The sequence below is a fragment of the Skermanella sp. TT6 genome, assembly GCF_016653635.2.
Taxonomy (GTDB): Bacteria; Pseudomonadota; Alphaproteobacteria; order Azospirillales; family Azospirillaceae; genus Skermanella; species Skermanella cutis.
Map to the genome: position 1 here is coordinate 165,513 of NZ_CP067423.1, position 26,634 is coordinate 192,146.

A 26,634-nucleotide genomic window follows, 5' to 3' on the forward strand; every position below is an offset into this window, starting at 1 on the left:
GGTTACGCTGCTCGATACACGATCAGCTCAAGCCGGACCGCGACTCTGCATCAAGGCGGGCAAGGCTTTCACCCAGCACGAGAAGGCTGACACCCAGGAGCGCCACATCCTTGATCAGGAACTGGCCGGTGGCGTTAAGCCACGGAAAGCCGCCCAGGGGGCCTTCCCAGATCGGCAACGCCAACATGGTGGAGACGGTGACGGCAAAGGTCAGTGTGCCGAGTGCCCCGGCAACGACACCCGCGCGCGCCGACCAGGGCGAGGCAGTGAACAGCGCCGCGGTGACGAGTTCGACGACGCCGAGCAGGTACGCCGCGCCCGCCTCGCCGAAGACGGGGTAGAGCCAGGCAAGCCAGGGTGTCCCGCCGATGAGCGGCTTGAGCGCGTCGATCTCGACCTGGGTGAACTTCAGGATGCCGATCAGGAAGAGCGGCAGGACGACACCGGCGAGGGCCACGCCCCGGCCGGTGACCGTGAGGCGGCTGGGCAGTTCCGTCCGAGAGAGAAAGGCGGCCACGCCAGCGGCGGAGTAAGCGGGATTGTTCGACATAGTGTCCCGTTTCAGAAGTTTCTAATCACATTTGGTCTGAACATTGATGGTTCGGCGGCAGAACCGTTCGATACAGGCAAGAATGTCGTCGGCGGACTTTGTCCACCGAAAGGGCTTGGGATCAGCATTACGGTCGTCGATGTAGGCGGTGATCGCCGCCTCCAAGGCCTCGGTTGAGCGGTGCACGCCGCGCCGGATCTGCTGGTCGGTGAGGAGCCCGAAGAAGCGCTCGACCTGATTGATCCAGGATGCCGAGGTCGGAGTGAAATGGACATGCCAGCGCGGCCGCTTGGCGAACCAGTCGCGGATCAGCTTGGTCTTGTGGGAGGAGGCGTTGTCCATCACGACGTGGATGTCCAGGTCGGCCGGCACGTTACGCTCGACCTCGTCCAGGAACTTGCGGAACTCCGCTGCCCGATGACGCGGCATGCACCGGCCAATCACTGTCCCTGCTTTCACGTCCAGCGCGGCGAACAAGGACGTGGTGCCGTGGCGTTCGTAGTCGTGAGTGCGCCGCTCGATCTGCCCTGGGCGCAGAGGAAGCAGTGGCTGGGTTCGGTCAAGGGCCTGGATCTGCGTCTTTTCATCCACGCACAGCACCAGCGCACGCTCCGGCGGGGCCAAGTAAAGGCCGACGATGTCTCTGACCTTTTCGACGAACAGCGGGTCGGTAGAGAGCTTGAAGGTCTCGCTGCGGTGGGGTTGCAGGGAGAAAGCCCGCCAGATGCGATGCACGCTGGAGGCCGACAGGCCGGAAGCCCTGGCCAGCGAGCGCGTGCTCCAGTGAGTGGCGGTGGGCGGCAGTGCCTCCAAGGTCGTCGTCACCACCTCGGCGACCTTGTTGTCGCCGATCTTCCGCGGCGCGCCCGGACGGGGTTCCTCCGCCAAGCCGTCCAGCCGCCGCTCGGCAAAACGCTTGCGCCATGTCGCCACCGTCAGGCGGGTGATGTTGAGCCGGTCGGCAATGGCAACGTTGCTCAGACCCTCCGCCGAAAGCAGAACAATCTGCGCCCGTATCGCATCCGCCCGGGCGGTCTTCCGGCGGCGCGCCCGCGCCTCCAGTTCGTTCCGCTCTGCCTCGTTCAGGTTAATGTGAACCGCGGCTCCCCAGGCCATGCCAACCTCCCAAATCCGGTATTGGGAAAGTGAATCACGGCACCAGAATCATGTATAGTTATTTCTGAAGCGGGACAATAGGTCCCTCCATGCATTTATATGCGTGAAGCATATAACAGGAATGGGGGATTGATGTCTATGCGTTGCGCATATAATTTTGACGCATGACCAATGACAGAACTGCCAACATCGTCGGTGCACTCGCCCTGGCCGTCGTCGACACCCTGCTCCGCGAAGCCCAGGCCGCGGCGCCGGAGCCGGGACCCGCCGCGGCCGCCATATCGCTGCTTGCCCACGATCCGGGCATGTCGATCGACCGGCTGCGGCGCGCACTCGGTCTGTCGCATCCCGGTGCGGTTCGTCTGGTCGACCGCCTGGTGGCGGATGGGGCCGTGGTCCGGGAAGTCTCTGATCGCGACCGTCGTGCCGTCGCACTTCACTTGACCGAAGCGGGCCGAAGGACCTGCGCGAACATTCGGGGCGCGCGGCTGCACAGCCTCACGAAGGTGCTCGATTTGCTTGATGCGGACGAACGCGCCACTCTGGGCATGCTGACCGAGAAGCTGCTGCGCGGACTCGTTGGGACCGAGGACCAGGCCTACTCGGTCTGCCGGCTCTGCGACGAGAGCGTGTGCGCGGACTGCCCCGCCGCCAGCGCATTGGGGCCCCCCAACGCGATCGGCTGAAATTTCCGGGGCGAGATCTTTTCTCTACCCTCTGCGAGAACCTGTTCTGTCCCGGCGACTGTTGGACAGGTGGTGAGTCGTCTCTATCGCTCGCGGTCAGTGTCGCTCAGATCCATCGCGGCGATTTCCATGCCTACCCCCAGTTCCCGGAGCTGCGTGGACACGTGCAGGAGCAGAGCGGGGTGGCCGCCGGTCTCGGCGAGGCCGACCATGGCCAGGATTTCGTTGAGGACATAGGGAATGAGACGCGTCTCCATCCGTAGACAACAGGCGCGAAGCACCTTGTTTCCCGCGCTTCTGATCACTGGCGTTTCCCGCGCCTTTCGCGAGCGCCGCGAGTTCGGACCGGGTGGACAACGCTGCATGCCGGGCCAGGCTTGTGGGAGCTGGTCTGGTGCCAGATCCGGATCTGGGATGTCGGCGTGAACCGGCTCCCCAATCAGGGTTCGTCAGGTGCTGGTCCGTCGGCTCCATCACCGGGCGGGAACGGCTTCTCGCCCCGGGCGATGCGGTCGAGCAGGCGGCGTACCCCGCGGGTCCGCTCGTCGGCCGCCGCGACCAGCCGGTCCAGGGCGTCGAAGTCGAAGCTCACCGGCGCCAGCCGCGCGGGTTCGACCGGATCCGCGTCCGGCCGCACCGCGACTTCCGCGGGGTCGGTCGCCAGTTCCGCGAACGGCGGGGTCAGCACCCGCCTGGGCCGGCCCCGCGGTCCGCCCCGGGCCCGGCGCCGGGCGGCGGTGGTCTCGGCGCGGATCGGCAGCAGGCGCTTGAGGCCGTAGAGCCGGCGTGCGCCCCGCCCGGCCCGGCCGGTCACCTCGGCGGCGACCTCGAGCCCGACCAGCGCGTCCAGCATCCGCGACGCGCCCTCGACCGAGCAGCCCAGCGCGTCGGCCAGGGCCGAGACGCTGAGCAGCGGCGAGGCGGCCAGCAGGTCGACCGCCGCCGGCAGCCGGGAGTTGGACCGGCCGCCGGCGCGCCGGTCGACCCGGTTGCGGGCCTCGCGCCACTCCCGCTCCATCGTCAGCAGCAGGTCACGGCCGTCGGCGGCCTCGCGCAGGACCGCCTCGAGGAAGCGCACCGTGAACCCGTCGGGATCGGCGGCACCCGCCCGCAGCGCGTCGCCCCCGGTGACGGCGGCCAGCAGGTGGATGGTGGTCCCGCGCTCACGCAGGTACAGCGGCACGGCGGCGCGGATTGCCGGCCGGCTGCCCTGCCCGGCCAGCCACTCCAGCATGCCCAGCGCGGCGGCGACCAGGGCCGGCCGGTCGCGGCCGCTGGCGCGCAGGCTGTCCAGGGCGGCGTCGCGCAGGGCCGCCTGCCCGGCATCGGGCGCCGCCAGCCACCCCCGCAGGCCGACCGCGTGGTTCAGCCCGGTGATCTCCCGGCCGCGGTCGATCGGCGGCGCGGCGGGATCGGTCCGGAGCGGCAGGCCGTGCAGGTGGGCGGCCAGGCGGTAGGGATCGACCTTGTGGCCGTCCGCCCCGGCGTGGCGACACGCGGCGTCGAGGCCGCTCCAGACGGCCCAGGCCGGCCGCAGCGGGGTGTCGGCCAGGGCGGCGTCTAGGCGGCCGACGGCGGTGGCGGCGGCTTCGAGCGCCCCGGCGACCGGGCCCGCGACGAACAGTTCGGCCATTCCTGCTCTCTCCTCATCGACCGGGATCCGGCACGGCTCCGGGAATCGGGCAGCGTCCTTGTATAAGAACTTCCTTGTCATATCAATTGAGTAGACAAGAAATTCTACCGTAACCGCATTTAACTTGATAGTCCGCTGATTTCCGTCTGCCACGTCGTCATGTCCGATAATGTTCAATTATCGGACATGACGACGTGGCGGCCAATGTCGTTGTCGGTCAGTTCGTGAGAAAAGCCGGATTCTGCGCGGTTGGGCACCCTGTCAGGCCCTGTTTTGCAGACCGGATCATGCTAAATGTTTTGAGCCGTTCATGCGAAAAGCCCGCCACCCGGACGCGGGGCATCACCGCACGCTGTTGAAAAACAAGCCTTTTTCCAAAAAGGAAGCTTGAGGACGTAGCCCGTCCAGGGACCTGACTGTTGCCCGACATCCCGCCGCATCATGACGCCGAAACGCCCTCGCGGTTCATCTCGTCCCGATCGGCCAGTCCCCACCGGCAGCAGGGGCACACCGGGCATCACCACCGCCGTGACGCTTAGGTATTTCACCAAACGGCCATTTGTTGGCAGCTGCGAGTTTGGTAAAATGGTTGAAGACGCCGCCTGCGGCTCTGACCTACAGTGTCGCTGCTGGGCGGTTCAGTGGATTCGGCCTGTTTCCTGCACTTTATTGGCTAAACCCAGCCGATTTGCGGGGTGGATCGCTGGAACTGCTGGACGGTTCCGTACAGCGCTCGCTGGCCCGTTTCGCCGCCGGTCTCCGCTCACGTCATCCTCTCTTCCCCATCAGAAGCCGTGCGTGCCCGCATCGTCAGAACGTCCCCCTGCACGCGGGGTGTAAAGAAAGTGGCGTGTAACGAAACGACCGTTTCCTTCCGTGTTCCTGAACTTTACAAAGGGGGTGGACGACACTCTTACGGCTTGGGGAAACACTATGGCGCTCATCGGCTATGCCCGCGTTTCGACCGACGAGCAGACCACTGCCGCCCAAATGGACGCGCTGCGCGCCGCCGGCTGCACGGAAGTCTTCGAGGAGAAGGCTTCCGGCGCCTCCCGCGCCCGGCCGGAGCTGGCGCGAGCCCTAGCCCGTATTGGTCGCGGCGACACGCTGGTTATCTGGAAGCTGGACCGGCTTGGCCGCTCCCTGTCGCACCTGCTGGAGGTGATCGAGGATCTGCGCGACCGCGGCTCTCACTTCCGCTGCCTGACCAGCCCGATCGATACCGCCAGCCCGCACGGGACGCTGGTGCTCCAGATGCTGGGCGCCGTAGCGGAGTACGAGCGCTCGCTCATCCGCGAGCGGACACGGGCCGGGCTTAAGGCGGCCAAGGCGCGGGGCAGGGTCGGGGGTAACCCCAAGCTCAAACGGGGCGACAATGCAGCGGCGCGGCGTCTGGCCGACCGGCAGCGGCAGCTGTATCTGCTGGACTTGACCCGCACGGCCGAGGAGTGGTTGCCCACCGTACGGCGGCTGCGGCCGGTGCGCTCCTGGGCAGCGGTGACTCGTGCCGTGAACGCCAAGCTGCCGCCCGCCCGCCACTGGACGGTCGAGCGCCTGCGCCGCGCCGTGCGCACCTTCGTCGCGGAAGGACTGGCGGAGCGGATGCTGTTGGACAAGGTGCCGTCGGTCCGCGGCGACGATCGGCTTATGGTGCTGGTCGCCGGCATCGCCCGGGCGAATCCGAAGCTGTCGCTGCGCGCCATTGGGGCCCAGTTGGAGGCGATGCGCGAGACCACGCCGCGGGGTGGCCGCACCTGGGCGGCTGGGTCGGTCAAAAGCCTGCTGGATCGCGCCCGTGCTCAAGGGTTGCTGGCCGTAAGGAGACGCGCAGGAATAATTAAGACATATTGGTGTGATGTTTCCGGTGTAGGCTATGATCTTCGCTGGTGATTGCCATATCGGGCGGCATGATTGATGAGCATGCGATACGAGAGCGGTACGAGGCGATCCGGGACCAGTTGGACGAGCGTGGACGACGCCTGTTTGCGGCGGCTGAGGCAAGGTCTGCGGGACGCGGTGGGGTGGTGGCCGTGTCGCGGGCAACCGGTCTGGCGCGCGGCACCGTCGAGCGGGGGCTGAAGGATCTTGACCAGCCAGCGCCGCCCGGCGGGCGTGTCCGCCGGGCCGGGAGCGGGCGGCGGCGCCTGACAGCCAAGGATCCAACGCTGCTGGAGGACCTGCGTCGCCTGGTCGAGCCGGTCACGCTCGGAGACCCGATGAGACCGCTGCTGTGGGTCTCCAAGAGCCACGTCAAGCTGGCCAAAGCACTGCAGAAGATGGGTCACGCGGTCAGCCCGAATACGGTGCGCAAGCTGTTGCACCAGCTCGGCTATGGCCGCCGGGCCAATCGCAAGGCCAATGATGGACGCCAGCATGCCGACCGTGACGCTCAGTTCGAGCACATCAATGCCCGGGTCCTGGCCTTTCAGGCCGAGGATCAGCCGGTGATCTCGGTCGACACCAAGAAGAAGGAGCTGGTCGGTAACTACACCAACAAGGGCACCGAGTACCGCCCCGAAGGCCAGCCACGGCGGACCGAAGTTCATGACTTCGAGAACAAGGACCTCGGCAAGGTCGTGCCCTACGGCGTCTACGATCTGGCCGACAACAGCGGCTGGGTCAGCCTCGGCGTGACCAGCGACACCGCCGAGTTCGCGGTCAACGCCATCCGCTCCTGGTTCGACAACAAAGGTCGCGACCTCTATCCCGCGGCCTCCCGGCTGATGATCACGGCCGACTGCGGCGGCTCCAATGGAGCTCGCGTGCGGCTGTGGAAGCGTGAGCTTCAGGACCTGGCCGACCAGACCGGGCTGACGATCTCGGTGTGCCACTTCCCGCCCGGAACCTCGAAGTGGAACAGGATCGAGCATCGCCTTTTCTGCCATATCACGCAAAACTGGCGTGGCCATCCCTTGACCAGCCGCCTGGCCGTGATCGAACTGATCGCCGCTACCACCACAACGACCGGCCTGACGGTCGAGTGCGAACTGGACACCAACACTTACCAGAAGGGTGTCAAGGTCACCGCCGCTGAAATGGCCACCCTCAACATTGAGCGCGACGGCTTTCATCCGGAATGGAACTACACCATCGCGCCGCGCCACATACCTCATAACTGATCCAGTTATTTATGCGCGTCTCCTAAGTCCGCCCCCGGTGTCAGCATCAGAGCCATCGGACCTTCCATCCAATCCGTGACGAGCGATTGCGCATAATCGATGGCAAGCGCCGCGACCAACATCACTTGCACCTTATGGGCATGGCTCAGGAACTCATAGGGAAGTTCCCGCACGGCTCCCCAGGGCTGGCGGAACCCGGCCTCGGTCCAGAGATCGGCAACCCGGTTTCCCAACGCCGAGGTGTCCTGGGCGAAGCGGCACACCTCCTCCAGGGCGGCGCGCAGCAGCCGGACCCAGGTTCCGCCCTCGATCATGGTATGCGTCAAGGCGACGGAGCCGCGCGTGACCGCCTCCAGGGTCAAGGTGTCCAGCCGCACAAGCGAGGCGTCGGGGCGGCCCCGGGCGATTGCCGGCGCGGTCGGCATCCAGCCGCGCCCCGGCCAGACAAGGACCCGGCGCAGGAAGGTGCCATGCCGGGGGCAGGTGAGCATCCAGGGGAGATCCCAGATGAACCGCCGATAGGGGAGCGGATCCTCTTCGAGGCACCCGACGCAGCCCCATTGACCGATCCATTGCGTGTCGATCCAGGGCGCAGTCTCCTTGCGCGCACCCGGCCGCCCGAGCCTTGTCAGCAGCCCGAACCGGTCGATGCAGTGTGCAAGATTGGCTTGCGGAAAGGCGAAACCGTCCAGCAGTACCGGCACCAGCGACACCGGCGTCATGGCTCGGATCGTCTCAAACGAATAGCCTGTTTTGTCCGACAACCATGCCAGATCATCTGCCTGTGGCGCGGCACCGGCGAGCGGCCACCCACCGGTCAGACGGTGGTGACGTCCGAGAAGCTCCACAATCACCAAGCCATAGACGCTGGCCATGCGCTGCAGCCAACTCGTCAGGATCTCTCCTGGCAGAGGCGGCGGAACGACCGGCCAGGGACCAGGTGCGTCGCGGTCCTCGGCCGGATCTGCCTTCACGATGGCGCCGGAGCCTGGCAATGCTGCAGGACATCCGCGGCGGTGATGCGCTCCTCGCCGGAGCGGATTGCGTGGATGCCCAGCTCCGCCAAGGTGCCGAACACAGTGGCGGCGACGCCGTCGCCGTGGGTGGCCAGCGCCTTGACCGCGCGCACGGTCATCACCGAGGGGCGGCGCAGGGGCAGCCACCGCAGCACGCTGCCAACCAACGTGTCGAACTCCGGTCCTGGGTCCCAGCACGGCAGCTCGACCGAGCGGAACCGGCGCGCCAGCTGGCGGTCATGGAACAGCGCCTCGCGGGCATCGCGCGTGCCGAACAAGGCCAGTGGGACTTGAAGCGTATTGGAGAGATGCCGGATCACGGCCAGCATCGTCCGCTGCTGCCGCACCGAGCCCAGCAGCATGTTATGCGCCTCGTCCACCAGGATCTGCCGGACGCCGATCATGCGGTAAAGCTGGATCACCCGGTCTGCCAGGCGTGGAACCGGCGATCTGGTCGCGGCCGGCGGCGTCCCGATCGCAGCCAACAGGGCCTCGTAGAACCAGCGCACGTCGCAGACCGGGGGCATCTCCACAGCGACGACCGGTGTCCGGCGGATGCCGGCCGCCAGGTCGGCCACGATAGGATGCTGCCGCAGATGCCGGTGCAGGATCGTGGTCTTGCCTTGGCCGGGGTCTCCCCAGACCAGCAGGTTAGGGGCAGCGACGGCTCCGGCCCCGGCCAGTTGCTCCTCCATGAGATCAAGCACCTGCCGACAGCGTGGGTATTCCATGAACCACCGCCGTCGCATCCACGCAATCCGCTCAACGTCCGGAAGCCGGGCCGTATCGTGTGCCTCCGGCGTCAGATGCCCGTAGCCATCAGCCATCGCCAGAATCCGCCTCGTAGTACGGCAGCAGGAGCGGTGCATCCTCATCCACATCGGCGTCCGGCGCGGAGCACCCGATGGCAGGGAACAGCAGATCGCGCATCGGCCGCGCACCACTGCGAGCGAGTGCCAGTCTCGCTTTCCGACTGCGGCCGCGCGCTTCCTCCAGCGTTTTGCGCCGGGCGAGGATCATGTCGAACACCATCCCCTCATCCACGCCGGCACGGCCCTGCCGCCGCAAGACGCGGACCGCGGCGCGGTGCTCCCACAGCGAAATGGCGGGACGGCGCAGATTGCGGTACGCGACTTGAAGATAGCCGCCGGCTGCCCCGCGGACATGCACCTGGGCCAGGTTGGCCGGGTCATAGTGCACCATGACCTTTCGGCGGTCGTGCAGCAGCGGCAGCAGGGCGTCATGCCAGTAGCGGATTCCAAACATGTGGATGCCGTCGCGCTGCACCGTCCGCTCCTGCCAGGGCAGGAAGTCGTAATGGAACTCCCGCAGGTCGGGCGGCAAGCGCGGGGTCGCGCCGGCAGTCAGTTCCCGCCATCGGGCGATTGGTGCCGTGGCGATCGCGCTGTGGAAGCTGGCGTTGTGTTCGAGAATGATGCTCGCCACCATCCACTCGATCTCGGTGATGGTGAGGCAGGCGTTGCCCTCGGCGTCGTAGGCGCCGCGCTCCTGGATATTGGAGAAGGTCGAGCCGTCCAGGAGGTGCAGCTCCTGCGAGAGATGGCCGAGACGCCGCTCGACATGGCCGCCGAAGTGCGGCCGCCGCACCGGCCTGTGCCGAACGGCGATACCGTAATCCTCGCAGGCACGGGTAAAGGCGCGCGAGTGGAATTCCTTGCCGTTGTCGACATGGATGGTCTCGGGCAGGCCGCAGACCGGCCAAGCAGCTGGCAGCTTCCGGTCCTCCAGCCACGCTCCCTTGTCCATGACGGCGTGCAGCAGGCAACAGGCGACACTTGTGGCCGAGGGAGGATCGAAGGTGAGATGGAAGCCTGCATACATCCGCGAGCAGACGTCGATGGCGAGCGTGATGAAGGGGCGCCCGATAGGCTCCAGCGTCTCCGGCTCGACGGCGATAACGTCGGCCGGCGTGTGGTCGACCTGCAGCAATTCCAGCGGCCGCTCCGCCCGACAGGCGCCCAGCACCGGATCAAAGGCGTCGGCGGCTGCTTTGGGGCCGTGCCGCCGCCGTGTGCTCTCGCGGCGGCTGATGCTCGCCAGGCGCTTGGTGACGGTCTCTCGGTCGGGAGCGGGGAGCGCGGCGGCGTGGCAGCGCGCCTGGATGTCGCGGGTGAGCTTGGCCTTGCTTGGGCGCAGTTGCTGCAGATAGTTGTTCTGGATTTCGTCGGCGACGATCGCTTCGACCTGCGGGTCAAGATGTCGGCCGCCTGGGCTTGGACCCGGACGACGGGGCAGGAGTGACCGCGTCCGCGGATCCGCCCTGTAGACACGCAGCAGGCGATACAGGTAGCCGAGGCTGATCGCCAATTCCTCAGCCGCGGCGGACGCCAGCTCGATGCTCGGGCCGGACCTTTCGGCCTGTTGGATGAGACGCCGCAGGACAGCTTCCCGTGCTCGCGCCACCGCCCAGTGGTCGTCATCGGCTTGGTCCGGGGCGGGCGGGTGCTTCACGTCGTCTCACCGGATCTGTCCAGCAGGAGTGAACAGATCCATCCCACGGTTCCACCGAACCGCCCAGCAGGGCATTGTGTGTAAGCCTTGGGAGCCCTCAGCTCCTGTTGAACTCAACTATCCAGCAGTGACAGCCGTGGAGCCGTGCTGCGGCCGGAACCCAGGGCGAAACAGTACAAAGGAGCAGGGATCATGGCCATCGTCGGGTATGCGCGCGTCTCCACCGAGGACCAGTCGACCGAGGCGCAGATCCTCGACCTCAGAAAGTTCGGCTGTACCGAGATCTTCCGGGAAAACGCCTCGGGTGCTGACCGCGAGCGCCCGCAGCTAAAGGCCGTCCTGAGCCGGGTCAGGAAGGGCGATACCCTGGTCGTCGTGCGCATCGACCGCCTGGCCCGCTCGCTTGCCCATCTGCTGGACGTCATCGACACCCTGGAGCGCAGGGACGTGGCCTTCAAGTCACTGGGCGACCCGATCGACACCGGCAGCCCGCAGGGCAAGTTCACCCTGCAGATCCTCGGCGCGGTGGCGGAGTTCGAACGCTCCCTGATCCGCGAGCGCACCAAGGCCGGCGTGCGGGCCGCCAAGGCGATCGGCAAGAAACCGGGTAACCCCGGCCTGATTGCCAAAGACCCGCTCTCCCGGCGCCGCGTCGCCCGGGCTCGGGATGATCGCCTGACCGAGCGGGTCATCGCCGGCGCCGACGAGTTCCTTCCCATTGTGCAACGTCTTCGGCCCGGCCACCCCTGGGACCGTGTCGTGGATGTCCTCAACACGGCGGTGAAGAAGCGCCCCGGCGACAATCCGGCGCCGTGGACGCGCGATGCGCTGATCCGCGCGGTGCGCCGTCTGGTCGCCGACGGCCTGGCCGATCCCGGCGTGCTGAAAGCCGCCCCGCGCCGCTCCAGAAAGGGGTTTTGTCAGATCTCAGGGCAGCTTGCCGAGAGCGCTTGCAGCGGATAGGTTCCCGAGCCCATTTTGAGAGATCAAGAGAGCCGCCATGGACTGCCCGCACTGCCGCTCGTCGGCGACTACGGAGCGGGAGGGGCGAACGGTTCATGGCTTCCGGCGGTTTCGGTGCCGGGATTGTGGGCGGCGGTTCAACGAGCGGACCGGCACGGCGCTGAACCGGGTCCAGGTCCCGACGGACATCGTGTTTCTCGTGGTCTTCTGGAGATTGCGCTACAAGCTGAGCCTGCGTGATCTGGCGGAGATGTTCCTGATCCGGGGCATCGTGTTCACCCACGAGGCGGTGCGAGATTGGGAAGCCAAACTGGCGCCACTGCTCAGTGAGGGCCTACGTAAGCGGCGGGCTGGCAAAGCCGGCCGCTGCTGGCACGTCGACGAGACGTATCTCAAAGTCGCCGGCAAATGGTGCTATCTCTACCGGGCGATCGATCGCGACGGTAACCTGGTCGACGTCTACCTCAGCAAAAGCCGCGACATGGCAGCGGCCAAGGCTTTCCTTCGTTCCGCCAGGTCGGTCACCCAGGTCGAGCCCGAGCAGGTCACAACCGACGGCCATACCAGCTACCCTAAGGCCATAACCGACGAACTCGGCACGGACGTCGATCACCGCACCAGTCAGTACAAAAACAACGTGATCGAGCAGAATCACCGGAGCATAAAAGCACGCTATCGACCGATGCGCGGCTTCAAGAATTTTGATGCGGCTCATCGCTTCTGCCGCGCCTTCGACGAGGTCCACAACTTCCTGCGATCGGCCAGCTACATCAACCAGAACGTCTCCCTCGCCCGCCGCCGGACCATCCACGTGCAGCGGGTGGCCGCGTTGCGGGATCTGATCTCCGTCGCATAATACAGCTTCTGGTAGTCAGACGCTTGTTCAATGCTCAACTTGCCCCGAAAGCTGACAGATCCGCCAGCGGCGCAGACCGGCGATCTCCATGGCGCGCAGCCCGGCCTTGACCGAAAGCAAGACCACGACCTTGTCGCGGTGCGGGTAGCGCCGGCGCTCATCGCACCAGCGCAGCATGGCCGCGACCGCGGTGTCGGTCAGGATCTTCGCCTGCTTGCCCGCCATGTGACAGCATTCCCAAGTCAAACCACGCCCGTATGATCACCGGACCCGCTCCTGCCGTCAAGGGGGCGAAGTCTTTGGAATCGCACGTTTTTCCGCATGTGCGCTTTTTCCGCAACTCGACACCTAAAAGTACCTATTTGCCGAGTGGCGGTTTTGATTTCGGCCACCAGCCGCTCAGCCGTACGCCGCGACGTGGCGATATGAGGCACCTGTTCGGCCAGGAACGCAGCCGACAGCGGCAGCACTCCCCATTCGTTCCTGGCATGGGCGATCAGCCGTTCGACGGCGGTTCCGCCGTCCAGCAGCTCGTTCAGGGTCAGCAGGGTATCGACCTCAATGCCCGGCAGCGGCAGGTTGCTCAGGATGAACACCTCGCGGTCGGCACGGCCATGGATCAGGCGCAGTCGATCGAGGGCCTGGGCCATGCCGCGCTCGCGTTTGGCTTCGGTGCAGACCTGCACACGATGGTCGTCGTGCTCGTACACCCCCACCGGCACCGCCGGGCCGTGGCGCATGCGGTGACAGCGGGTTACCCTCCGGTACCGGCCAGTCAGGTTCAGAGGGATAGGGTCATCACAGTGTATCGCGCGGGCCTGCTGTTCGGCGGCACTCGCCGACATTTCCTCGCGGCCCAGCAGCACCACGGCATCGTAGTGCTTCCACGCGTCGATGCCCAGGATGGCGCCGTAGTGTGTCCAGGTGGCGCCGCCGAACTCGACCGACACCGGGATCTTGCCGGACCCTTCACCGGTAAATGCGGTACGTACCGGCTTGTTGGTCACCACCAGCACCTTCCCGCCTTTGGCCTTGCGTGAAATCCAGGCCAGGATGCGGGCGCGAAGGGCCTGGGTGTGCTCGACCTGCCGGTCAGTCGGCGTGCTGAACACCGCCTCCGGAGCGATGTAGGATTTCGCCAGCGTGGCGTTCCTGATCTGGGTAACCCGACCCAGGCGCCGTGCCATGATCTCGCGTCCGGCCAGATTGGAGCCGAACAGGATGCGGTTGGTGGCGAGGTCGGCGTCGGCATCGATAATCAGGAGCGGAATGCCCTTCGGCACGGCCTTGGGCGCTGAGTGGCGATGCAGGTGGAGGTCACCGTCGCGGTAGCTGACGCCGTGGGCGATGTCGCGCGGGTGGCGCAGCTCGCGGGCGAGCTGGCGAACGATGCGGCCGACGATTTTGCCCTGGTGAAGTTTAAGCTTTTCCGTAACTTCCTCGATGGCCTTGTCCGACATAGCCGGAGAAATATCCGGCCCGATATCGGTTGGCTCGGCCCAGCGTGCCAGGGTGTCGAGCTGCTTCCTGTTGAGTTTTGCGTCCCGGATCGCAGCCAGCATGGGGGCACCGCTGGTAATAGCAACCAGCAGGCGGGCACCCAGCGCGGCGGCATCGTCCTGTTCGTTGGTCAGGGCTGCGCTCTGGTAGGTTGCCGGTTCGGCCAGAAGGGCGGCGCCAACCGTTGCCGAGGTCAGCAGCGTCCGGGTCGAATCCTCGTCGATAACGGCCAGATCTGCGGCCGGAAATCCGAGCGGCTTGCCCAGGGTAAGGTGGTCATGGACGAACAGGTGCAGGCCGGCACCCTGGTTCAGATAGTTGTTGATGTACTCGCACCCCTTGAAGTGGGGGCACATGGTGTCGCCGCGCATGCACAGGGCTGAGAACACGGAGGGCACTTTGCCGGCCAGCTTGCGGGCGGTCCGATGCCGGACGCAGGGCGCATTGCCGATTTCCGCTTCGTGGTCGCGGCCACGGTGGAGCACGACCAGTGGCGCTGGCCAGACATCCCTGGTCAGGTCCTTCATGGCGCTTTCGAAGCCGCGCGCCAGGGCAACGGTTGGAAAGAAGCCGTGAAACTGGCGGTTCCAGAGCTTCGGGTGGCGCAGGTAGGCTTCCCGCACGCCTGACGATTTGCCGAGACCAGCAGCGGCGGCAAGCTGGAGCCGGGGCGGGCGCTTCAGGTCGATGCCGGGATAAGTGCGGGCAACGGCCCGATCGATGGTGCGCCTGGCATCCCGCTTGTCACGGGCGGACATGCCATCGGTAATGAAGGCATCGCACTGATCCCTGGTATAGTCGCAAGCCTCCAGCCAGCGTTCGGCCTGTGTCATCCAGTCTTCCAGCAGGATCTGGAGTTCGGCGTACGCGGTGGTGGCATCCACCGTCGTTGCCGGCCAGTGCGGCACCGGTTTGGGGGAGGTATCGGTGTTGGTCGACTTATCGGGGGTGGGGCTGCTGGGCGGCAGCACCGGCACGGCGCCGTCCAGCATGGCGCGCACGGCATCGAGGCCCTGGGTGCGCAACAGGTCGTTGGCGTCCTTTACGTCGGCGGGTGGACGGGCGATCCAGACGTTACAGCCGGCAGCGGCCAGCACCTTGCACGTTTCGGCAAGAGACTTCGCGGCCCTGCTGTCCGGGGAATCGTTCTGGGCGGCAATGACGATGCGGCGCTCTGCCGGTACCGAGTCGACCAGGCGCTTCAAGCCACCGAAGGCAACGCCAACCATGGCGTCGGGTCGGGCGGCATACAAAGTGATGCCATCCTCCGGACCTTCGCCGCAGATCACGTCACCGTCGCCATCGGACAGCCAACCGATGGCATGGTTGAGGCTGAGGGAGCCAGCTGACAGCTTGGCGACACCATCGCGCTTGTCGCCATCGGCCTTGAGGCGAACAGCCTGGAAGCCGTGAACCTTGCCGGTCAGATCGGTTGCCGATATTAGAAGCGCGGGTGCGGTGGTGTAGGAATCCGGCTTTGCCTTATGGCCGGAGTGGAAGCGAATGCGGCCGGTACGCTCGAGAGTATCAACTACATCGGCCGGAATGCCACGGAACTTCACCAGATAGGTTTCGGCAAGGGTGCCGGTGATGCTCCTGGCAGCAGCCCACTGCTGGCTGGCGAAGATGGACGGATCAGCTTCGTGCTGGGTCGGCTTCGCCTTGCGCTGGGCGATCACCGGAAATTGGACACGCTCTTTCAGGGCATGTTCCAGGGCGTCGATGAATCCCATGCCGGTTTGATGCTGGATCAGGGCGATCATGTCGCCCTTGGTGCCAGCCTCCCAGTCAACCCAGGTGCCGGCATGCTTGCTGGCGAAGTTGACCTTCAGGCTTCCTTTGGCACCGAATCGGGCGTGGGTGCTGGTAATGCTGGTCGGCTTGCCGTGGTACTCGGCGGCGATTTCAAGGGCACGGTCGGCAATGCGGCGGCGTTGTTCGTCAGTTACGCGCGCAGGATCGCCTTCCGCCCTGATCGAGCGGTTGGGGTATCCCATGTCAGATTCCGCGTCACTGTGCGGAGACGATGAGACGTACCTGTCCGGTGATGCCGGCCGTGCGTTCTGCGCCACGGGCAGCTTTGCGCCAGTCGATATAGCCCAGTTCGACTAGCAGATTATACACCCGGAAGATCGCGGCCTTGGTCACGCCAAGCCGGCGCGACAGGTAATCCGGATCGGTGACAATCTGGCCGTCATCTGCGGGGTGGATAGCACCGGTTTCGTCGGCGTGATGGCTCATCACGCCAATGGCATGGAGAGCGGTGGCGGATGTGATTCGCGGATCGATCATTGCGCGCAAGGCGACGTTGGCAACAGCCATCGGGATGGATCTCCCTTGGTCAGCCAGATAGCCGCTTGCATCAACCACGTCGCGTCGTCCATGATTCGACTCGAAATTCGAGTCGACCTTGAAATTGGACACTATAACGATTATAGTGTCTGGAGACGCTGGCTGAGGCATTCGGTCCTTAGCTGACGGAGTAGCAAAGTCCATTGATCCTGGGCGCTGAAACCATGGGATCGATGGCGGCGAAAAATGACTGAGGGCGGCACTGTGTGGTAGCGGTGTCGCCCTTAGTCGTGTCAAGTATGTTACTCTCTGGCTGGTTGCGGGACAACACCTTTTTTTCACTACATCATTTAGACCGTGAAAAAGCCCACGCGATAGATTGGGTAGGGATCGGCCTCCTGTGACAGGAGCGACGCATTAAATTGGCTTATCGGATATGAGGAGCCGCTTCATGCATCGCCTCTGCTTTCACAGTGCCGATGCAAACATGTGGAGTGACCTTCCGGTTCTTCTTTTGAATAGTTGCTCCACGGAGAACCGACGGACCCTGCGGAGGCTGACGGAATTCGAAGCTCAGGTTGCGTGTTCCCGCTGAGCCACCGGACCAGCGGCCTCGAGGTCTTCCGGCAGGTAGTGCGCGAGCCGGCTGATCTGCTCGGCGGTGACGGCGCGGGAGAACAGCCAGCCCTGGAGGTGATCGCAGCCGGCCCGGCGCATCAGCTCGGCCTGCCTTTCGGTCTCGACGCCTTCGGCCACGACCTGCATGTCGAGGGCGCGGGCGACGGCGACGCTGGCCTGCACCAGCGCCTGGGCGGTGGCGCTGTCGACGGCATCGACGATCATCGAGCGGTCGAGCTTCAGCTTGTCGAAGCGGAACTGGCGCAAAAACCCGATGCTGGCGTAGCCGGTGCCGAAATCGTCGAGCGCCACCGTGACGCCGAGCCGCTTCAGCTGGTCCAGCACCCGCTCCGCGACATCGGGCGAACCGACCAGGTAGGTTTCCGTGATCTCCAGCTCCAAACGCGCTGGCGGGAAGCCGGTCTCGGCCAGGATGCCGGCCAGCGAAGCGGGGAAACCAGGATTGCGCAGCTGCGCCGCCGAAACGTTGACAGCTACCTTCAGATCCGGCCAGGTCAGCGCCTCGGCGCAGGCGCGCTGGAGGACAAACAGGCCGAGCGCGTCGATCAGCCCGCTCTCCTCGGCGATCGGCACGAACTCGGCCGGACTGACCACGCCCAGCACCGGGCTGGTCCAGCGCAGCAGCGCCTCGACGCTCGACACCGCCCGGTCGCGCGCCCGCACCAGCGGCTGATAGACCACTGTCAGGCCCTGATCGGTCAGCAGGCTGGCCCGCAGCTCGGTCTCAATCCGGTGAGCCTTCTGCCGGGCCTGGTCAAGTGCGGCGTCGAAGACGCACAGGCGCATCCTGCCGGCGTGCTTGGCGGCGTACATCGCGACGTCGGCCCGGCGGATCAGCTCCTCCGTGCTCAGCTCGCCGCGCCGGCGGTCGGCGAAACCGATGCTGGCGCCGATCAGAACGGTGCGCTCGCCCAGATGGAAGGGAGCGGCGAGACGATCGAGCAGGAGGGCGGCCACCGCCCGGGCGCGTGCCGGCGCCTCGCCGCCGGTGAAGACCAGGGCGAACTCGTCGCCGCCCAGCCGGGCGATGAACCCGGCCGGCCCGGCGAGCTCGCGCAGCAGGCGGGCCACCGCCAGGATCAGCTCGTCGCCGACGCCGTGGCCGTAGCAGTCGTTGACGCCCTTGAAGCCATCGAGATCGAGCAGCAGCAGCACGGTCGCGTCTTTGGCCTGGTCGAGCTCGACGAGCAGGGAGCGTCGGTTAGGCAGGCCGCTGAGCCCGTCGACCAGGGCCTGCCGGGCCAGCGAGACGAGCGAGCCCAGCCCCTGTGCGGCAACAAACCACAGCAGACCGGCGGTGATCGTGAGCGCGCCGAGCACCGACGGCAGGGCCGTGCGCAGCGCCTCGAGGCCGGGCTCGGCGCGCCGCCACGACAGCGTCCCGATCGCCTCCCCGAGGCTGTCCCGCAGGGTCAGGGCGCTGCGATCCGAAGCCGGAGGACCGGGCCTGAGATCCTCGACCAGCAGCGTGTTCGCCATTTCGTCGAGCATCGGCTGGGACAGCTGCTGGGAGAACACCAGCCGGTGCGGGTGATCGCCGGCAATCCGCTGCGCCAGGGCCGGCGAGGTTGGAACGATGTTGGCGATGCCGATGATGGCCGGTCCGGCATCGGTCCGGACCAGGCCGCCGACCGGCTCGGTACCCCGGGGATCGAGGGTGGCGAGCAGCGCATCGAGAGCGGGGCCGTAGAGCGACGCCGCCGACTGCATTGTCGGCTGTCCTCCGGCAAAACCGCTGATCGTGGCATCCCCGGCATTGAGGATGAACATGCTGTCGTAGTTGTGGCCCTCGCCGGTCAGGATGCCCCAGGTGCGTTCGACGAAGTCGAGGTCCAGCGGCCCGTAGATGGCCCGCACCGCGTCATCCCAGTAGCCGTTGTCGCCGGCCTGGGCGGCGATGCGCCGGAAGGTCAGCTCGAGGCTTGCACCGACGGCCTGCACCGCCCGCTCCTGATCGATCCGGTTGGCTTCCCGCGCCGTGTGGATCAGGCTGTAGGCCAGCACCGCAGCGAACAGCAGAAACAGGACCAGCGGCGGCAGCAGAACGCGTCGCCGTTCCGCACCCAGTACTATGGATCGAGAAAAGGCCGGCCTCGAAGCGCACAGGCCATCCCGGGAGCGTTTGTTCTGGTGAAGGCGCATCATTTACTCAGCTATATTTTTTGAAGGCAGTTATGTTTATGGTGGAGAAAGGGAGCGATCTCGGCTTCAGCGGCAGTGTTGACATCAGGGCCTGCAAGTCATCCTGAACTCCAGTCCCGGCGCACTTTCCATGAATACTGATAAAGATAGATTTATGGACGATTAAGGCATCCGTGCGTGGTGTATGACGCACGGGCTATGGCGGAAACTGGGTGATGAGGAGATGAGGGAGGCGGCGTATCGAGATAGGTGCTTGAAGCCTGCCTGAACCTCCAGAGGGGCGATACGCCATGAACGAGGATAGCAGCATTGTCCGGTTTCGCCAGCCCGACACAATCGACGATCTCCTGACGGCCTTCACCCTCTATGAACACATCTCCCATGCATGGACAAAGGAGCCACAACGGTTCAACCTCAATCCGCTCCACCAAATGCCGGGATTAAACATCTAGCTTTGAAAGGTCGCCGGTTCGAAACCTGGACCGAGATCGAGCAGGCCGTTGAACGCGCCACCGCCTACTGGAATGAGCACAAGCATTCCTCCATCTGGAGACGCTGACGGCACCACCGCCAAGCCCGCCGTCTCGGTGTTGCCACCTTCCCAGCAATCTCACTGATTGAGCGGATGTACCACTAAGGCACCCACATCTTAATTTTTAGAAATCAGGCGTCTATTGGGGTTACGGAACTTTAATGATGATCAGGAGGTAAAAGAAACGGCATTCATGAGATAAATATCGGCAGGACTTAAATACATCGTTATTACAGCTTGTGACAAATTTTCTTGAAGTTGAGCAAATCAAACAATCAATGTGCTGCCTCATCTCTAATCATACGATATGATCATGATGGAAAAATCGTATAAGCTTTACAATAGATGAAACTAAAACAAAAAATAATGCTGAAAAATATCTTATCTTTTATGTAAATTACTTGCCTATCTGCCGTGATTGTTCGTTTTATAGATCGACAACTTTTGAGAGGTGGCGAGCATGGATGAGGTTCATCCCCGAATTCGGTCGCTTGTTGAACTGTGGCAGCTGAGGTGCGGGCCGGACGACATCCCTTGGCGCAGTGACCTCAGCGTTTTCGCGCTGAAGCCGTGGCTGGGCTGCCTGACCATCTTTGAGGAAATCGAGAAGGGCAGCGATTATCTCGTTCGCCTCGATGGTCAGGGCGTTGTCGAATTGACCGGCGCCGAGGGTTTTGTCAGATCTCAGGGCAGCTTGCCGAGAGCGCTTGCAGCGGATAGGTTCCCGAGCCCATTTTGAGAGATCAAGAGAGCCGCCATGGACTGCCCGCACTGCCGCTCGTCGGCGACTACGGAGCGGGAGGGGCGAACGGTTCATGGCTTCCGGCGGTTTCGGTGCCGGGATTGTGGGCGGCGGTTCAACGAGCGGACCGGCACGGCGCTGAACCGGGTCCAGGTCCCGACGGACATCGTGTTTCTCGTGGTCTTCTGGAGATTGCGCTACAAGCTGAGCCTGCGTGATCTGGCGGAGATGTTCCTGATCCGGGGCATCGTGTTCACCCACGAGGCGGTGCGAGATTGGGAAGCCAAACTGGCGCCACTGCTCAGTGAGGGCCTACGTAAGCGGCGGGCTGGCAAAGCCGGCCGCTGCTGGCACGTCGACGAGACGTATCTCAAAGTCGCCGGCAAATGGTGCTATCTCTACCGGGCGATCGATCGCGACGGTAACCTGGTCGACGTCTACCTCAGCAAAAGCCGCGACATGGCAGCGGCCAAGGCTTTCCTTCGTTCCGCCAGGTCGGTCACCCAGGTCGAGCCCGAGCAGGTCACAACCGACGGCCATACCAGCTACCCTAAGGCCATAACCGACGAACTCGGCACGGACGTCGATCACCGCACCAGTCAGTACAAAAACAACGTGATCGAGCAGAATCACCGGAGCATAAAAGCACGCTATCGACCGATGCGCGGCTTCAAGAATTTTGATGCGGCTCATCGCTTCTGCCGCGCCTTCGACGAGGTCCACAACTTCCTGCGATCGGCCAGCTACATCAACCAGAACGTCTCCCTCGCCCGCCGCCGGACCATCCACGTGCAGCGGGTGGCCGCGTTGCGGGATCTGATCTCCGTCGCATAATACAGCTTCTGGTAGTCAGACGCTTGTTCAATGCTCAACTTGCCCCGAAAGCTGACAGATCCCGCGAGAGCTGGTCGGCTGGGAACGCCGGATGGGCTTGGACGATGGTCTCGGCCTTGTCGGCGCCACGCGTCCGCGAGAGCTTCCAGAACTGGTATCGCGCCGACAATCCGCAAAGCCCGGCGCAGATCTACAAGGATATGACGGTCGAGACAAATTTCGTCCGATGGGAGCCGATCTGCCCGGTCGAGAAAGCCTGCATCGCCGACGGCCCTCCCGCCTATCGCGTCTGGTTCGACCGGGTCGAGACGCTGCCGGACGGCAAGCCGATGCCACCGGTTCGCTATGCCGCGACAGTCGCGATCAAGCGGAACGTCGAACTTCCACAGGACAGGATCTGGCAGCGCTGGACCTTCAACGCCCCGCAGATCCAGGTCATCGAGTACGCAGGCGCCCAGCGCGAAGGAGTCAGCAGGTGATGAACAAAGCACCCCGGATCGGCTCGATGGCAGCCGTGGCACTGGCACTGATGTCCTCGGCCGCCACCGCCGCCGAAGTGCCGCAGCCGTGCGGGCCCGATCCGCGTGAGCGCTGCATCGCCTACGATCCGAGCCAGATCATCAGCCTGTTCCTGGTGCCCGGCGCCACGACCACTCTTCAGTTGCCTGACAATGAAGTCGTCTACAGCGTCGGCACATCGGATAACGAGATCATCAGCGGCAGGCCGCCGGTCGAACGGGTCGCCACCGGCCAGTCCGCCACCGCCGACGACAATCTTCAGATTCATATGCCGGGCTCCGACGCCAACCCGTCAAAGTTCCTGATGGTCAAGGCGCTGCGCCACCTCGAGCCGCAGCCGTTCACCGTCATCGGCGTGTGGACGAACCCGGTCACCGGCAAGCAGGACCATCGTCGCCATTCCTTCGAACTCAGCACCATCCCCGGCGGTCCGCAGACGCCTGACACCTTCTTCTCCGTCGTCTTCTCCGACCCCGTCGCTGCGAAGATCCTCAAGGAAGCCGAGCGGAAGGAGCGCCAGAAGCTCTGGCAGGAAAAGCAGGAGAAGCTCCAGGCACAGGCCGTGGCCGACCGGCTGACGCAGGTTCAGCAGTCCGTCCTCGCCCACAACGTAGCCTATGACGGCCAGGGCACCGACGCCGACCGCATCGCCCTGGCGCCGACGGCGCCGGTCGGGCTGGATGCGATGTGGGACGATGGCCAGCGCACGTATCTGCGCTATCCCGGAAACCGCCCCGTGCCCCTGGCCTACCAGGTCATGCCCGATAGTTCGGAATCCGTTATCGGTCAGAGCACCGTGGTCGACTCAGCGACCAAGGGCAGCCTGCTGATCATCCACGGCGTCGTGCCGATGCTCCGGCTGCGCGACGGCAACTCCGTGCTCTGCATCACGAACAACGCCTATGACCCGGTGGGACACCGGACCGGAACCGGTACTGTCGACCCCGGCGTCTTGCGCCAAGTCAGGAGTGGGTCGTAATGCTCGGGAACACCATCACTCCGCAGACCGACGCCACGACGTCGCAGATCGCCGGACCCAGGGAGAGCAGGAAGAAGAAACTCGGCAAGGCGCTGCTCGGCACCATCACCATCATCGCCGCCGGCTGGTTCATCCTGACCGACAGCCCGCCGCCGCCGGTCGAAGCCGACCGCAGCACCGTCGCCCGCAACGGTGAGATCGGCAGCGCCTTCGCGCCGATCCCGCCATCAGCTCCATCGGCAACGCCGACCACCACGAAGCCGCCCCTGCCGCCGGCAAGGCCGACAGGCACGGGCATGCCGAGCGTGCCCACCATCCTGGCTCGACCTGTCGTTCGGCCGCCGATCTCGGCACTGCAGACGAGTGGAGGACTCAAGACCGCCGCCGCGAATCCCACTGCACCGACGTCGTCTACCGCAGGCGGCGTCGAAAGCATCTCCGCCATGAACGGCGGCGGCGGTAGTGATCGGCTGGACGAAGGCCTCGAGGCAGGACGCGACGGCGGTACGGTTTCCGCAACGATGCTGCCGGACCGCAACCTGTTCATGACAATGGGGACGCCGATCCCCTGCATTCTGGAGCAGCCGATCAACACGCAGGTTCCCGGCCCCTTCCGGTGCAAGGTTCGCGGACCGGTCTACAGCACGTCCGGCGCGGTGCCGCTGCTGGACGATGGCACCTGGGCGTTCGGGCGCGTCGCTCAGCACCTGGAGCGCGGGATGGATCGCGCGTTCGCCGTGGTCACCCGGCTGGAGACACCGCAGGGCTGTCTGATCAAGTTGCGGGCCTCACTGGGCGACCAGCTTGGAACCCCCGGCATCGACGGTGAGGTCGACACCCACTTCTTCGAGCGGTTCCGCGGCGTCGCCATGATCGCCCTGCTCGATGCCGCCGGTCAGGCCGCCGCGATCGGCGCGTCTAACGCCATTGGCGCCGACAGCGGCATCTCGTTCAACCAGTTCCAGAGCGGCAGCAAGAACCTCGCCCAGGGCAGCTACGGCGACGACATCGACATCCCCCCGACTCTCCGCCGGGCCCAGGCGGCGCAGGTGCTGATCATGGCGATGGACGACATCGACATGCGGCCGTGCTTCTCGCTGACGATGGCCCGCTAACCCGATCACCAAAGGACACGGACATGAACCACCAACACGCGGCCCTTCCCCTGCTCGACTTCGCCCTCACACCGTTCGCCGAGTTCATGGCCGACGACATGGTCGAGGACATCATCATGAATCGGCCCAATGAAGTGTTCGTCCGGCGCGGGGCGACGACCACGCGCCACGAGGTCGCGGTTGACTTCGTCGATCAGCAGGGTATCGCCATCCTGGCCGCCGCCATCAAGGGCCAGAACGTGGGCAAGGCGACGCCGCTGCTGTCCTGTGATCTGCCCGGCGGTACCCGCCTGCAGGCCGTGCTGCCGCCCTGCGTCAACGACGGCACCGTGGCGCTGGCCATCAGGCGGGCGAAGAAGACGTCACCGACGCTCGACCAGCTCGCCGCCGGCGGTATCTTCTCCGGTGTCGAGCCGCTGCGGGATGGCCTCTCCCGCGACACGGAAGCCCTGGTCGCCCTCTACCACGAGGCATGCCGCGCCACCGGGCCCGATGAACGCCATCACGCCTGGACCGCCTTCCTGCGTGCCACCATGAAAGCCCGCATGACGCATGTCCTGTGCGGCGAGGTCGGGTCCGGCAAGACCTTCTTCGGCATGGGGCTGGCCAACGAGATCCCGCTGGACGACCGGCTGGTCACGGTTCAGGACAGCGACGAATGGAGCGCCCTACCCCACCGGAACCGTACCGATCTGTTCTACAGCAAAGGCGGTCAGGGAGCCGCCAACGTCACACCGAATGATCTGGTTGAGGCATCGCTGCGGCTGGCCATGCGGTGGTTGCTGCTCCAGGAGCTGCGCGGCGCTGAAGCCTTCTCGTTCCTGCGGGCCCGCCGCTCCGGACATCCCGGCCTGACCACCTGCCACGCCTCCAGCACGCGCGAGGTCTTCCCAACGCTGGCGCTGATGGTCAAGCAGGCACCGGCCGCCTCCAGCGTCGAGCTGCCCGACATCGAGGCGTCACTGAAGAGCCTGATCGACGTCGTGGTTCACTTCCACCGGCCCGAGGGACGCTTCGCCGTTTCCGAAGTATGGTTCCGGTATGCGGAGGCCGCAGCATGAGAAGGCTGAAACTGGTTCTGTCCCCCGTCATCGCCCTGGCGGGCTTCACCTTCACCGCCTCCACTGTCACCCTCTTCGGCCTTGGCACGATCCGGCAAGCCGGTATTCCCACCGCCGAATGGTGGGGCTATCTCTTCGCCACCATGCCGGACGCCTACACTCAGTCATGGGTCAACGAATGGCTGCTCTACGGAGCCGCCGCAGGCCTTATCACCGCCTGCTTGGCCGTCTACCGTATCCTGGGCGAAGACGGTGTTCCTCTCGGTCGTGACGGCCGCGCCCTGTTCGGCTCCGCGAAATACGCAACGCCGCGGCAGGGCAGGAAATCGGGGCTGATCTACTCATTCCGCCCCCGGCCCGATTGCATCCTGCTCGGCCGCACCGCCGGGGTCCTGGGGATGGGCAAACGTTACGTCTGCCTTCCCGGTCCGGAGCACGCCCTGCTCTATGCCAGGACCGGCAGCGGCAAGGGCGTCGCCTACGTTGTCCCGAATTGCTTCAACTACGCCGACAGCTTGGTCGTGCTCGACATCAAGCGGGAAAACTACACGAGAACGGCGGCGCATCGGGAGAACACCCTCGGCCAGGACGTCTTCCTGTTCTCGCCCCTGGCCGAAAACGGCGCCACCCACTGCTGGAATCCGGTCGGTGGGATCGATGAGTCACAGCCGGATTACCTGTCCAGGATCCAGCGCCGGGCCTTCAACCTGTTTCCCGAAGTCGGCACGGCCAGCAGGAACAAGTTCTGGCAGGACAGCGCGCGGACCGCATGGACCGGCATCGCGACCCTGATCTGCGAGACGCCGGGAATGGACCTGACCCCGGCCTCGATCTTCCGCTTCTTCACCCGCGGCGACAGCGTCGAGACGATCGCCCGCATGGTCGAGGAGCGCCGGGCCACGGACCGGCCCTACACCCAGGACTGCGTCAACCTGCTGTCCGATTATCTACGCGGCAACGAGGACATGGTTCAGGGCATCCGCAAGCAGGTCACCAGCACCATGGGGATCTGGTTCAATCCGAAGGTCGTGGCGGCAACATCCCGTAGCGACTTCGACCTGCGCGACCTGCGCCGGCGCAAGATGACCATTTATATCGGCGTCATGCCATCCGACTTGGAGCAACTGGGCTTCCTGCTGCGCCTGTTCTTCCTCCAGCTCTTCGACGCCTGCATGGACTCCCACCCGGATCACGACAGCACCATCACCCACCGGTGCCACGTCCTGATGGACGAGTTGACCGCCCTCCCCCCGATGCGACCGATCGCCAGGGCCAACGGCTTCGCGCGGGGCTTCGGGCTGCACTTCAGCTTCGTCGTCCAGACCAAGACCGATCTGAGAGACGAATACAAGGAAGACGGACTGGCGTCACTATTGGGGAACCTCGGCGCGGAAATCGTCTTCGGCACCAATGACGAACTGCTGACGAAGGAGGTCAGCGAGCGCACCGGGTACGGCACCGTCGAGAACATCAGCCGGTCGGCGCCGCGCTTCTTCGGGTGGTTCCGTGCCAGGGAGCAGAACGAAAACACCGGTCAGGCGAAGCGCGCGCTCATCCTCCCCCAGGAGGTCAACGAGCTTCCCGACGACGAGCAGATCATGTTCCGCAGGGGGGCGCCCGCGTTCCGCCTCAAGCGGAACTGCTGGTACACCGATGCCAACTTCATGAATCTGGAGCAGACGCCGGTCGAGCCGCCGGCCGTGGCCTGCACACTCGACCGCGACGACGGATCGGTCAAGTTCCCGACGGAAAAGCCGGGTAAAGCAGCGTGACTGATCCGACCATGGATCAAATAACGGTCGGGCTGGACCCGACGACAAGCGACGCACTTTGGGTTGAAGCCAATCAATATGGCACGACTGCCGCGA

Annotated in this window: 23 protein-coding genes; 12 read left to right on the plus strand and 11 right to left on the minus strand. The window is 65.0% G+C overall.

Annotation, left to right across the window (positions count from 1 at the left end):
* Nucleotides 1–22: 22 nt before the first annotated feature.
* Together IGS68_RS34430 and IGS68_RS34435 are read right to left on the minus strand one after the other, a co-directional pair.
* Entirely contained in the window at nucleotides 23–550 is a 528-nt protein-coding gene (locus IGS68_RS34430) for a DUF417 family protein (protein WP_201083619.1), read from the minus strand.
* Between the two features lie 21 nt (nucleotides 551–571).
* A complete protein-coding gene (locus IGS68_RS34435) occupies nucleotides 572–1,666 on the minus strand; it encodes an IS630 family transposase (RefSeq protein WP_201083622.1) in 1,095 nt (364 codons plus the stop codon).
* 164 nt (nucleotides 1,667–1,830) lie between these two features.
* Between IGS68_RS34435 and IGS68_RS34440 the strand changes: the two genes are divergently transcribed.
* On the plus strand, nucleotides 1,831–2,352 hold the full coding sequence (locus IGS68_RS34440) for a MarR family winged helix-turn-helix transcriptional regulator (RefSeq protein WP_201083624.1): 522 nt from the start codon (nucleotides 1,831–1,833) through the stop codon (nucleotides 2,350–2,352).
* An 83-nt stretch (nucleotides 2,353–2,435) separates the two neighbouring features.
* On the opposite strand, the gene IGS68_RS34445 is transcribed toward IGS68_RS34440, so the two are convergent.
* Together IGS68_RS34445 and IGS68_RS34450 are read right to left on the minus strand one after the other, a co-directional pair.
* A complete protein-coding gene (locus IGS68_RS34445; RefSeq protein ID WP_201083627.1) occupies nucleotides 2,436–2,609 on the minus strand; it encodes a hypothetical protein in 174 nt (57 codons plus the stop codon).
* A 182-nt stretch (nucleotides 2,610–2,791) separates the two neighbouring features.
* Nucleotides 2,792–3,985: a hypothetical protein gene (locus IGS68_RS34450; RefSeq protein ID WP_201083629.1), complete on the minus strand. Its 1,194-nt coding sequence runs from the start codon at nucleotides 3,983–3,985 to the stop codon at nucleotides 2,792–2,794.
* Between the two features lie 933 nt (nucleotides 3,986–4,918).
* Here IGS68_RS34450 and IGS68_RS34455 point away from each other — a divergent pair.
* Together IGS68_RS34455 and IGS68_RS34460 are read left to right on the plus strand one after the other, a co-directional pair.
* Entirely contained in the window at nucleotides 4,919–5,875 is a 957-nt protein-coding gene (locus tag IGS68_RS34455; RefSeq protein WP_201083774.1) for a recombinase family protein, read from the plus strand.
* A 17-nt stretch (nucleotides 5,876–5,892) separates the two neighbouring features.
* Nucleotides 5,893–7,104, plus strand: a complete 1,212-nt coding sequence (locus tag IGS68_RS34460) for an ISAzo13 family transposase (protein ID WP_201083775.1) — start codon at nucleotides 5,893–5,895, stop codon at nucleotides 7,102–7,104.
* 5 nt (nucleotides 7,105–7,109) lie between these two features.
* Here the strand turns inward: IGS68_RS34460 and IGS68_RS34465 are convergent, their stop codons facing one another.
* From IGS68_RS34465 to IGS68_RS34475, 3 genes are read right to left on the minus strand one after another with little or no spacing between them, the layout of a single operon-like run.
* Nucleotides 7,110–8,078, minus strand: coding sequence for a TniQ family protein (locus IGS68_RS34465; RefSeq protein WP_201083633.1), 969 nt, complete (start codon nucleotides 8,076–8,078; stop codon nucleotides 7,110–7,112).
* Nucleotides 8,075–9,001: a TniB family NTP-binding protein gene (locus IGS68_RS34470; RefSeq protein WP_371822008.1), complete on the minus strand. Its 927-nt coding sequence runs from the start codon at nucleotides 8,999–9,001 to the stop codon at nucleotides 8,075–8,077. The genes IGS68_RS34465 and IGS68_RS34470 overlap by 4 nt, the downstream gene beginning before the upstream one ends.
* Entirely contained in the window at nucleotides 8,940–10,592 is a 1,653-nt protein-coding gene (locus tag IGS68_RS34475; protein ID WP_201083637.1) for a Mu transposase C-terminal domain-containing protein, read from the minus strand. The genes IGS68_RS34470 and IGS68_RS34475 overlap by 62 nt, the downstream gene beginning before the upstream one ends.
* A gap of 192 nt (nucleotides 10,593–10,784) precedes the next feature.
* Between IGS68_RS34475 and IGS68_RS34480 the strand changes: the two genes are divergently transcribed.
* Nucleotides 10,785–11,555: a recombinase family protein gene (locus IGS68_RS34480; protein WP_247881524.1), complete on the plus strand. Its 771-nt coding sequence runs from the start codon at nucleotides 10,785–10,787 to the stop codon at nucleotides 11,553–11,555.
* 37 nt (nucleotides 11,556–11,592) lie between these two features.
* Complete coding sequence (locus tag IGS68_RS34485; RefSeq protein ID WP_201083639.1) at nucleotides 11,593–12,411, plus strand: IS6 family transposase; 819 nt, start codon at nucleotides 11,593–11,595, stop codon at nucleotides 12,409–12,411.
* Nucleotides 12,412–12,438: 27 nt separating this feature from the next.
* Here IGS68_RS34485 and IGS68_RS34490 read toward each other — a convergent pair whose 3' ends face one another.
* The 4 genes from IGS68_RS34490 to IGS68_RS34505 all read right to left on the minus strand — a co-directional run bounded on the left by IGS68_RS34490 (nucleotide 12,439) and on the right by IGS68_RS34505 (nucleotide 18,846).
* On the minus strand, nucleotides 12,439–12,636 hold the full coding sequence (locus tag IGS68_RS34490; protein ID WP_201083641.1) for a hypothetical protein: 198 nt from the start codon (nucleotides 12,634–12,636) through the stop codon (nucleotides 12,439–12,441).
* A gap of 17 nt (nucleotides 12,637–12,653) precedes the next feature.
* Nucleotides 12,654–15,908, minus strand: a complete 3,255-nt coding sequence (locus tag IGS68_RS34495; RefSeq protein ID WP_201083643.1) for a DUF7146 domain-containing protein — start codon at nucleotides 15,906–15,908, stop codon at nucleotides 12,654–12,656.
* Between the two features lie 13 nt (nucleotides 15,909–15,921).
* On the minus strand, nucleotides 15,922–16,335 hold the full coding sequence (locus IGS68_RS34500) for a hypothetical protein (RefSeq protein WP_201083646.1): 414 nt from the start codon (nucleotides 16,333–16,335) through the stop codon (nucleotides 15,922–15,924).
* Nucleotides 16,336–16,776: 441 nt separating this feature from the next.
* Nucleotides 16,777–18,846, minus strand: coding sequence for a putative bifunctional diguanylate cyclase/phosphodiesterase (locus IGS68_RS34505; RefSeq protein WP_201083648.1), 2,070 nt, complete (start codon nucleotides 18,844–18,846; stop codon nucleotides 16,777–16,779).
* Nucleotides 18,847–19,976: 1,130 nt separating this feature from the next.
* On the opposite strand from IGS68_RS34505, the gene IGS68_RS34510 reads away from it, so the two are divergent.
* The 7 genes from IGS68_RS34510 (at nucleotide 19,977) to IGS68_RS34540 (ending at nucleotide 26,538) form a co-directional block, all read left to right on the plus strand.
* Entirely contained in the window at nucleotides 19,977–20,255 is a 279-nt protein-coding gene (locus IGS68_RS34510; protein ID WP_201083651.1) for a PAS domain-containing protein, read from the plus strand.
* 18 nt (nucleotides 20,256–20,273) lie between these two features.
* Complete coding sequence (locus IGS68_RS34515) at nucleotides 20,274–21,092, plus strand: IS6 family transposase (protein ID WP_201083639.1); 819 nt, start codon at nucleotides 20,274–20,276, stop codon at nucleotides 21,090–21,092.
* A 104-nt stretch (nucleotides 21,093–21,196) separates the two neighbouring features.
* Nucleotides 21,197–21,571, plus strand: a complete 375-nt coding sequence (locus IGS68_RS34520; RefSeq protein ID WP_371822009.1) for a VirB8/TrbF family protein — start codon at nucleotides 21,197–21,199, stop codon at nucleotides 21,569–21,571.
* Between the two features lie 26 nt (nucleotides 21,572–21,597).
* A complete protein-coding gene (locus IGS68_RS34525; protein WP_201083656.1) occupies nucleotides 21,598–22,590 on the plus strand; it encodes a TrbG/VirB9 family P-type conjugative transfer protein in 993 nt (330 codons plus the stop codon).
* The gene (locus IGS68_RS34530; protein WP_201083659.1) at nucleotides 22,590–23,705 is read left to right on the plus strand and encodes a TraB/TrbI/VirB10 family type IV secretion system protein; all 1,116 of its coding nucleotides are present in this window, start codon (nucleotides 22,590–22,592) and stop codon (nucleotides 23,703–23,705) included. The genes IGS68_RS34525 and IGS68_RS34530 overlap by 1 nt, the downstream gene beginning before the upstream one ends.
* 23 nt (nucleotides 23,706–23,728) lie before the next feature.
* Nucleotides 23,729–24,766 (plus strand): P-type DNA transfer ATPase VirB11, encoded by a 1,038-nt coding sequence (gene virB11, locus IGS68_RS34535; RefSeq protein WP_201083662.1) that lies wholly within the window; start codon nucleotides 23,729–23,731, stop codon nucleotides 24,764–24,766.
* The gene (locus IGS68_RS34540; protein ID WP_201083665.1) at nucleotides 24,763–26,538 is read left to right on the plus strand and encodes a type IV secretory system conjugative DNA transfer family protein; all 1,776 of its coding nucleotides are present in this window, start codon (nucleotides 24,763–24,765) and stop codon (nucleotides 26,536–26,538) included. The genes virB11 and IGS68_RS34540 overlap by 4 nt, the downstream gene beginning before the upstream one ends.
* Nucleotides 26,539–26,634 lie beyond the last annotated feature (96 nt).

Bases quoted from the DNA above. Each gene is read 5' to 3' on its own strand.
- IGS68_RS34445 (WP_201083627.1), bottom strand. From the start codon at position 2,609: ATGGAGACGCGTCTCATTCCCTATGTCCTCAACGAAATCCTGGCCATG.
- IGS68_RS34525 (WP_201083656.1), top strand. From the start codon at position 21,598: ATGGCAGCCGTGGCACTGGCACTGATGTCCTCGGCCGCCACCGCCGCC.
- IGS68_RS34450 (WP_201083629.1), bottom strand. From the start codon at position 3,985: ATGGCCGAACTGTTCGTCGCGGGCCCGGTCGCCGGGGCGCTCGAAGCC.
- IGS68_RS34490 (WP_201083641.1), bottom strand. From the start codon at position 12,636: ATGGCGGGCAAGCAGGCGAAGATCCTGACCGACACCGCGGTCGCGGCC.
- IGS68_RS34430 (WP_201083619.1), bottom strand. From the start codon at position 550: ATGTCGAACAATCCCGCTTACTCCGCCGCTGGCGTGGCCGCCTTTCTC.
- IGS68_RS34470 (WP_371822008.1), bottom strand. From the start codon at position 9,001: ATGTGGATGAGGATGCACCGCTCCTGCTGCCGTACTACGAGGCGGATT.
- IGS68_RS34520 (WP_371822009.1), top strand. From the start codon at position 21,197: ATGGTCTCGGCCTTGTCGGCGCCACGCGTCCGCGAGAGCTTCCAGAAC.
- IGS68_RS34530 (WP_201083659.1), top strand. From the start codon at position 22,590: ATGCTCGGGAACACCATCACTCCGCAGACCGACGCCACGACGTCGCAG.
- IGS68_RS34460 (WP_201083775.1), top strand. From the start codon at position 5,893: ATGATTGATGAGCATGCGATACGAGAGCGGTACGAGGCGATCCGGGAC.
- IGS68_RS34485 (WP_201083639.1), top strand. From the start codon at position 11,593: ATGGACTGCCCGCACTGCCGCTCGTCGGCGACTACGGAGCGGGAGGGG.
- IGS68_RS34480 (WP_247881524.1), top strand. From the start codon at position 10,785: ATGGCCATCGTCGGGTATGCGCGCGTCTCCACCGAGGACCAGTCGACC.
- IGS68_RS34540 (WP_201083665.1), top strand. From the start codon at position 24,763: ATGAGAAGGCTGAAACTGGTTCTGTCCCCCGTCATCGCCCTGGCGGGC.
- IGS68_RS34455 (WP_201083774.1), top strand. From the start codon at position 4,919: ATGGCGCTCATCGGCTATGCCCGCGTTTCGACCGACGAGCAGACCACT.
- IGS68_RS34440 (WP_201083624.1), top strand. From the start codon at position 1,831: ATGACCAATGACAGAACTGCCAACATCGTCGGTGCACTCGCCCTGGCC.
- virB11 (WP_201083662.1), top strand. From the start codon at position 23,729: ATGAACCACCAACACGCGGCCCTTCCCCTGCTCGACTTCGCCCTCACA.
- IGS68_RS34435 (WP_201083622.1), bottom strand. From the start codon at position 1,666: ATGGCCTGGGGAGCCGCGGTTCACATTAACCTGAACGAGGCAGAGCGG.
- IGS68_RS34495 (WP_201083643.1), bottom strand. From the start codon at position 15,908: ATGGGATACCCCAACCGCTCGATCAGGGCGGAAGGCGATCCTGCGCGC.
- IGS68_RS34510 (WP_201083651.1), top strand. From the start codon at position 19,977: ATGGATGAGGTTCATCCCCGAATTCGGTCGCTTGTTGAACTGTGGCAG.
- IGS68_RS34515 (WP_201083639.1), top strand. From the start codon at position 20,274: ATGGACTGCCCGCACTGCCGCTCGTCGGCGACTACGGAGCGGGAGGGG.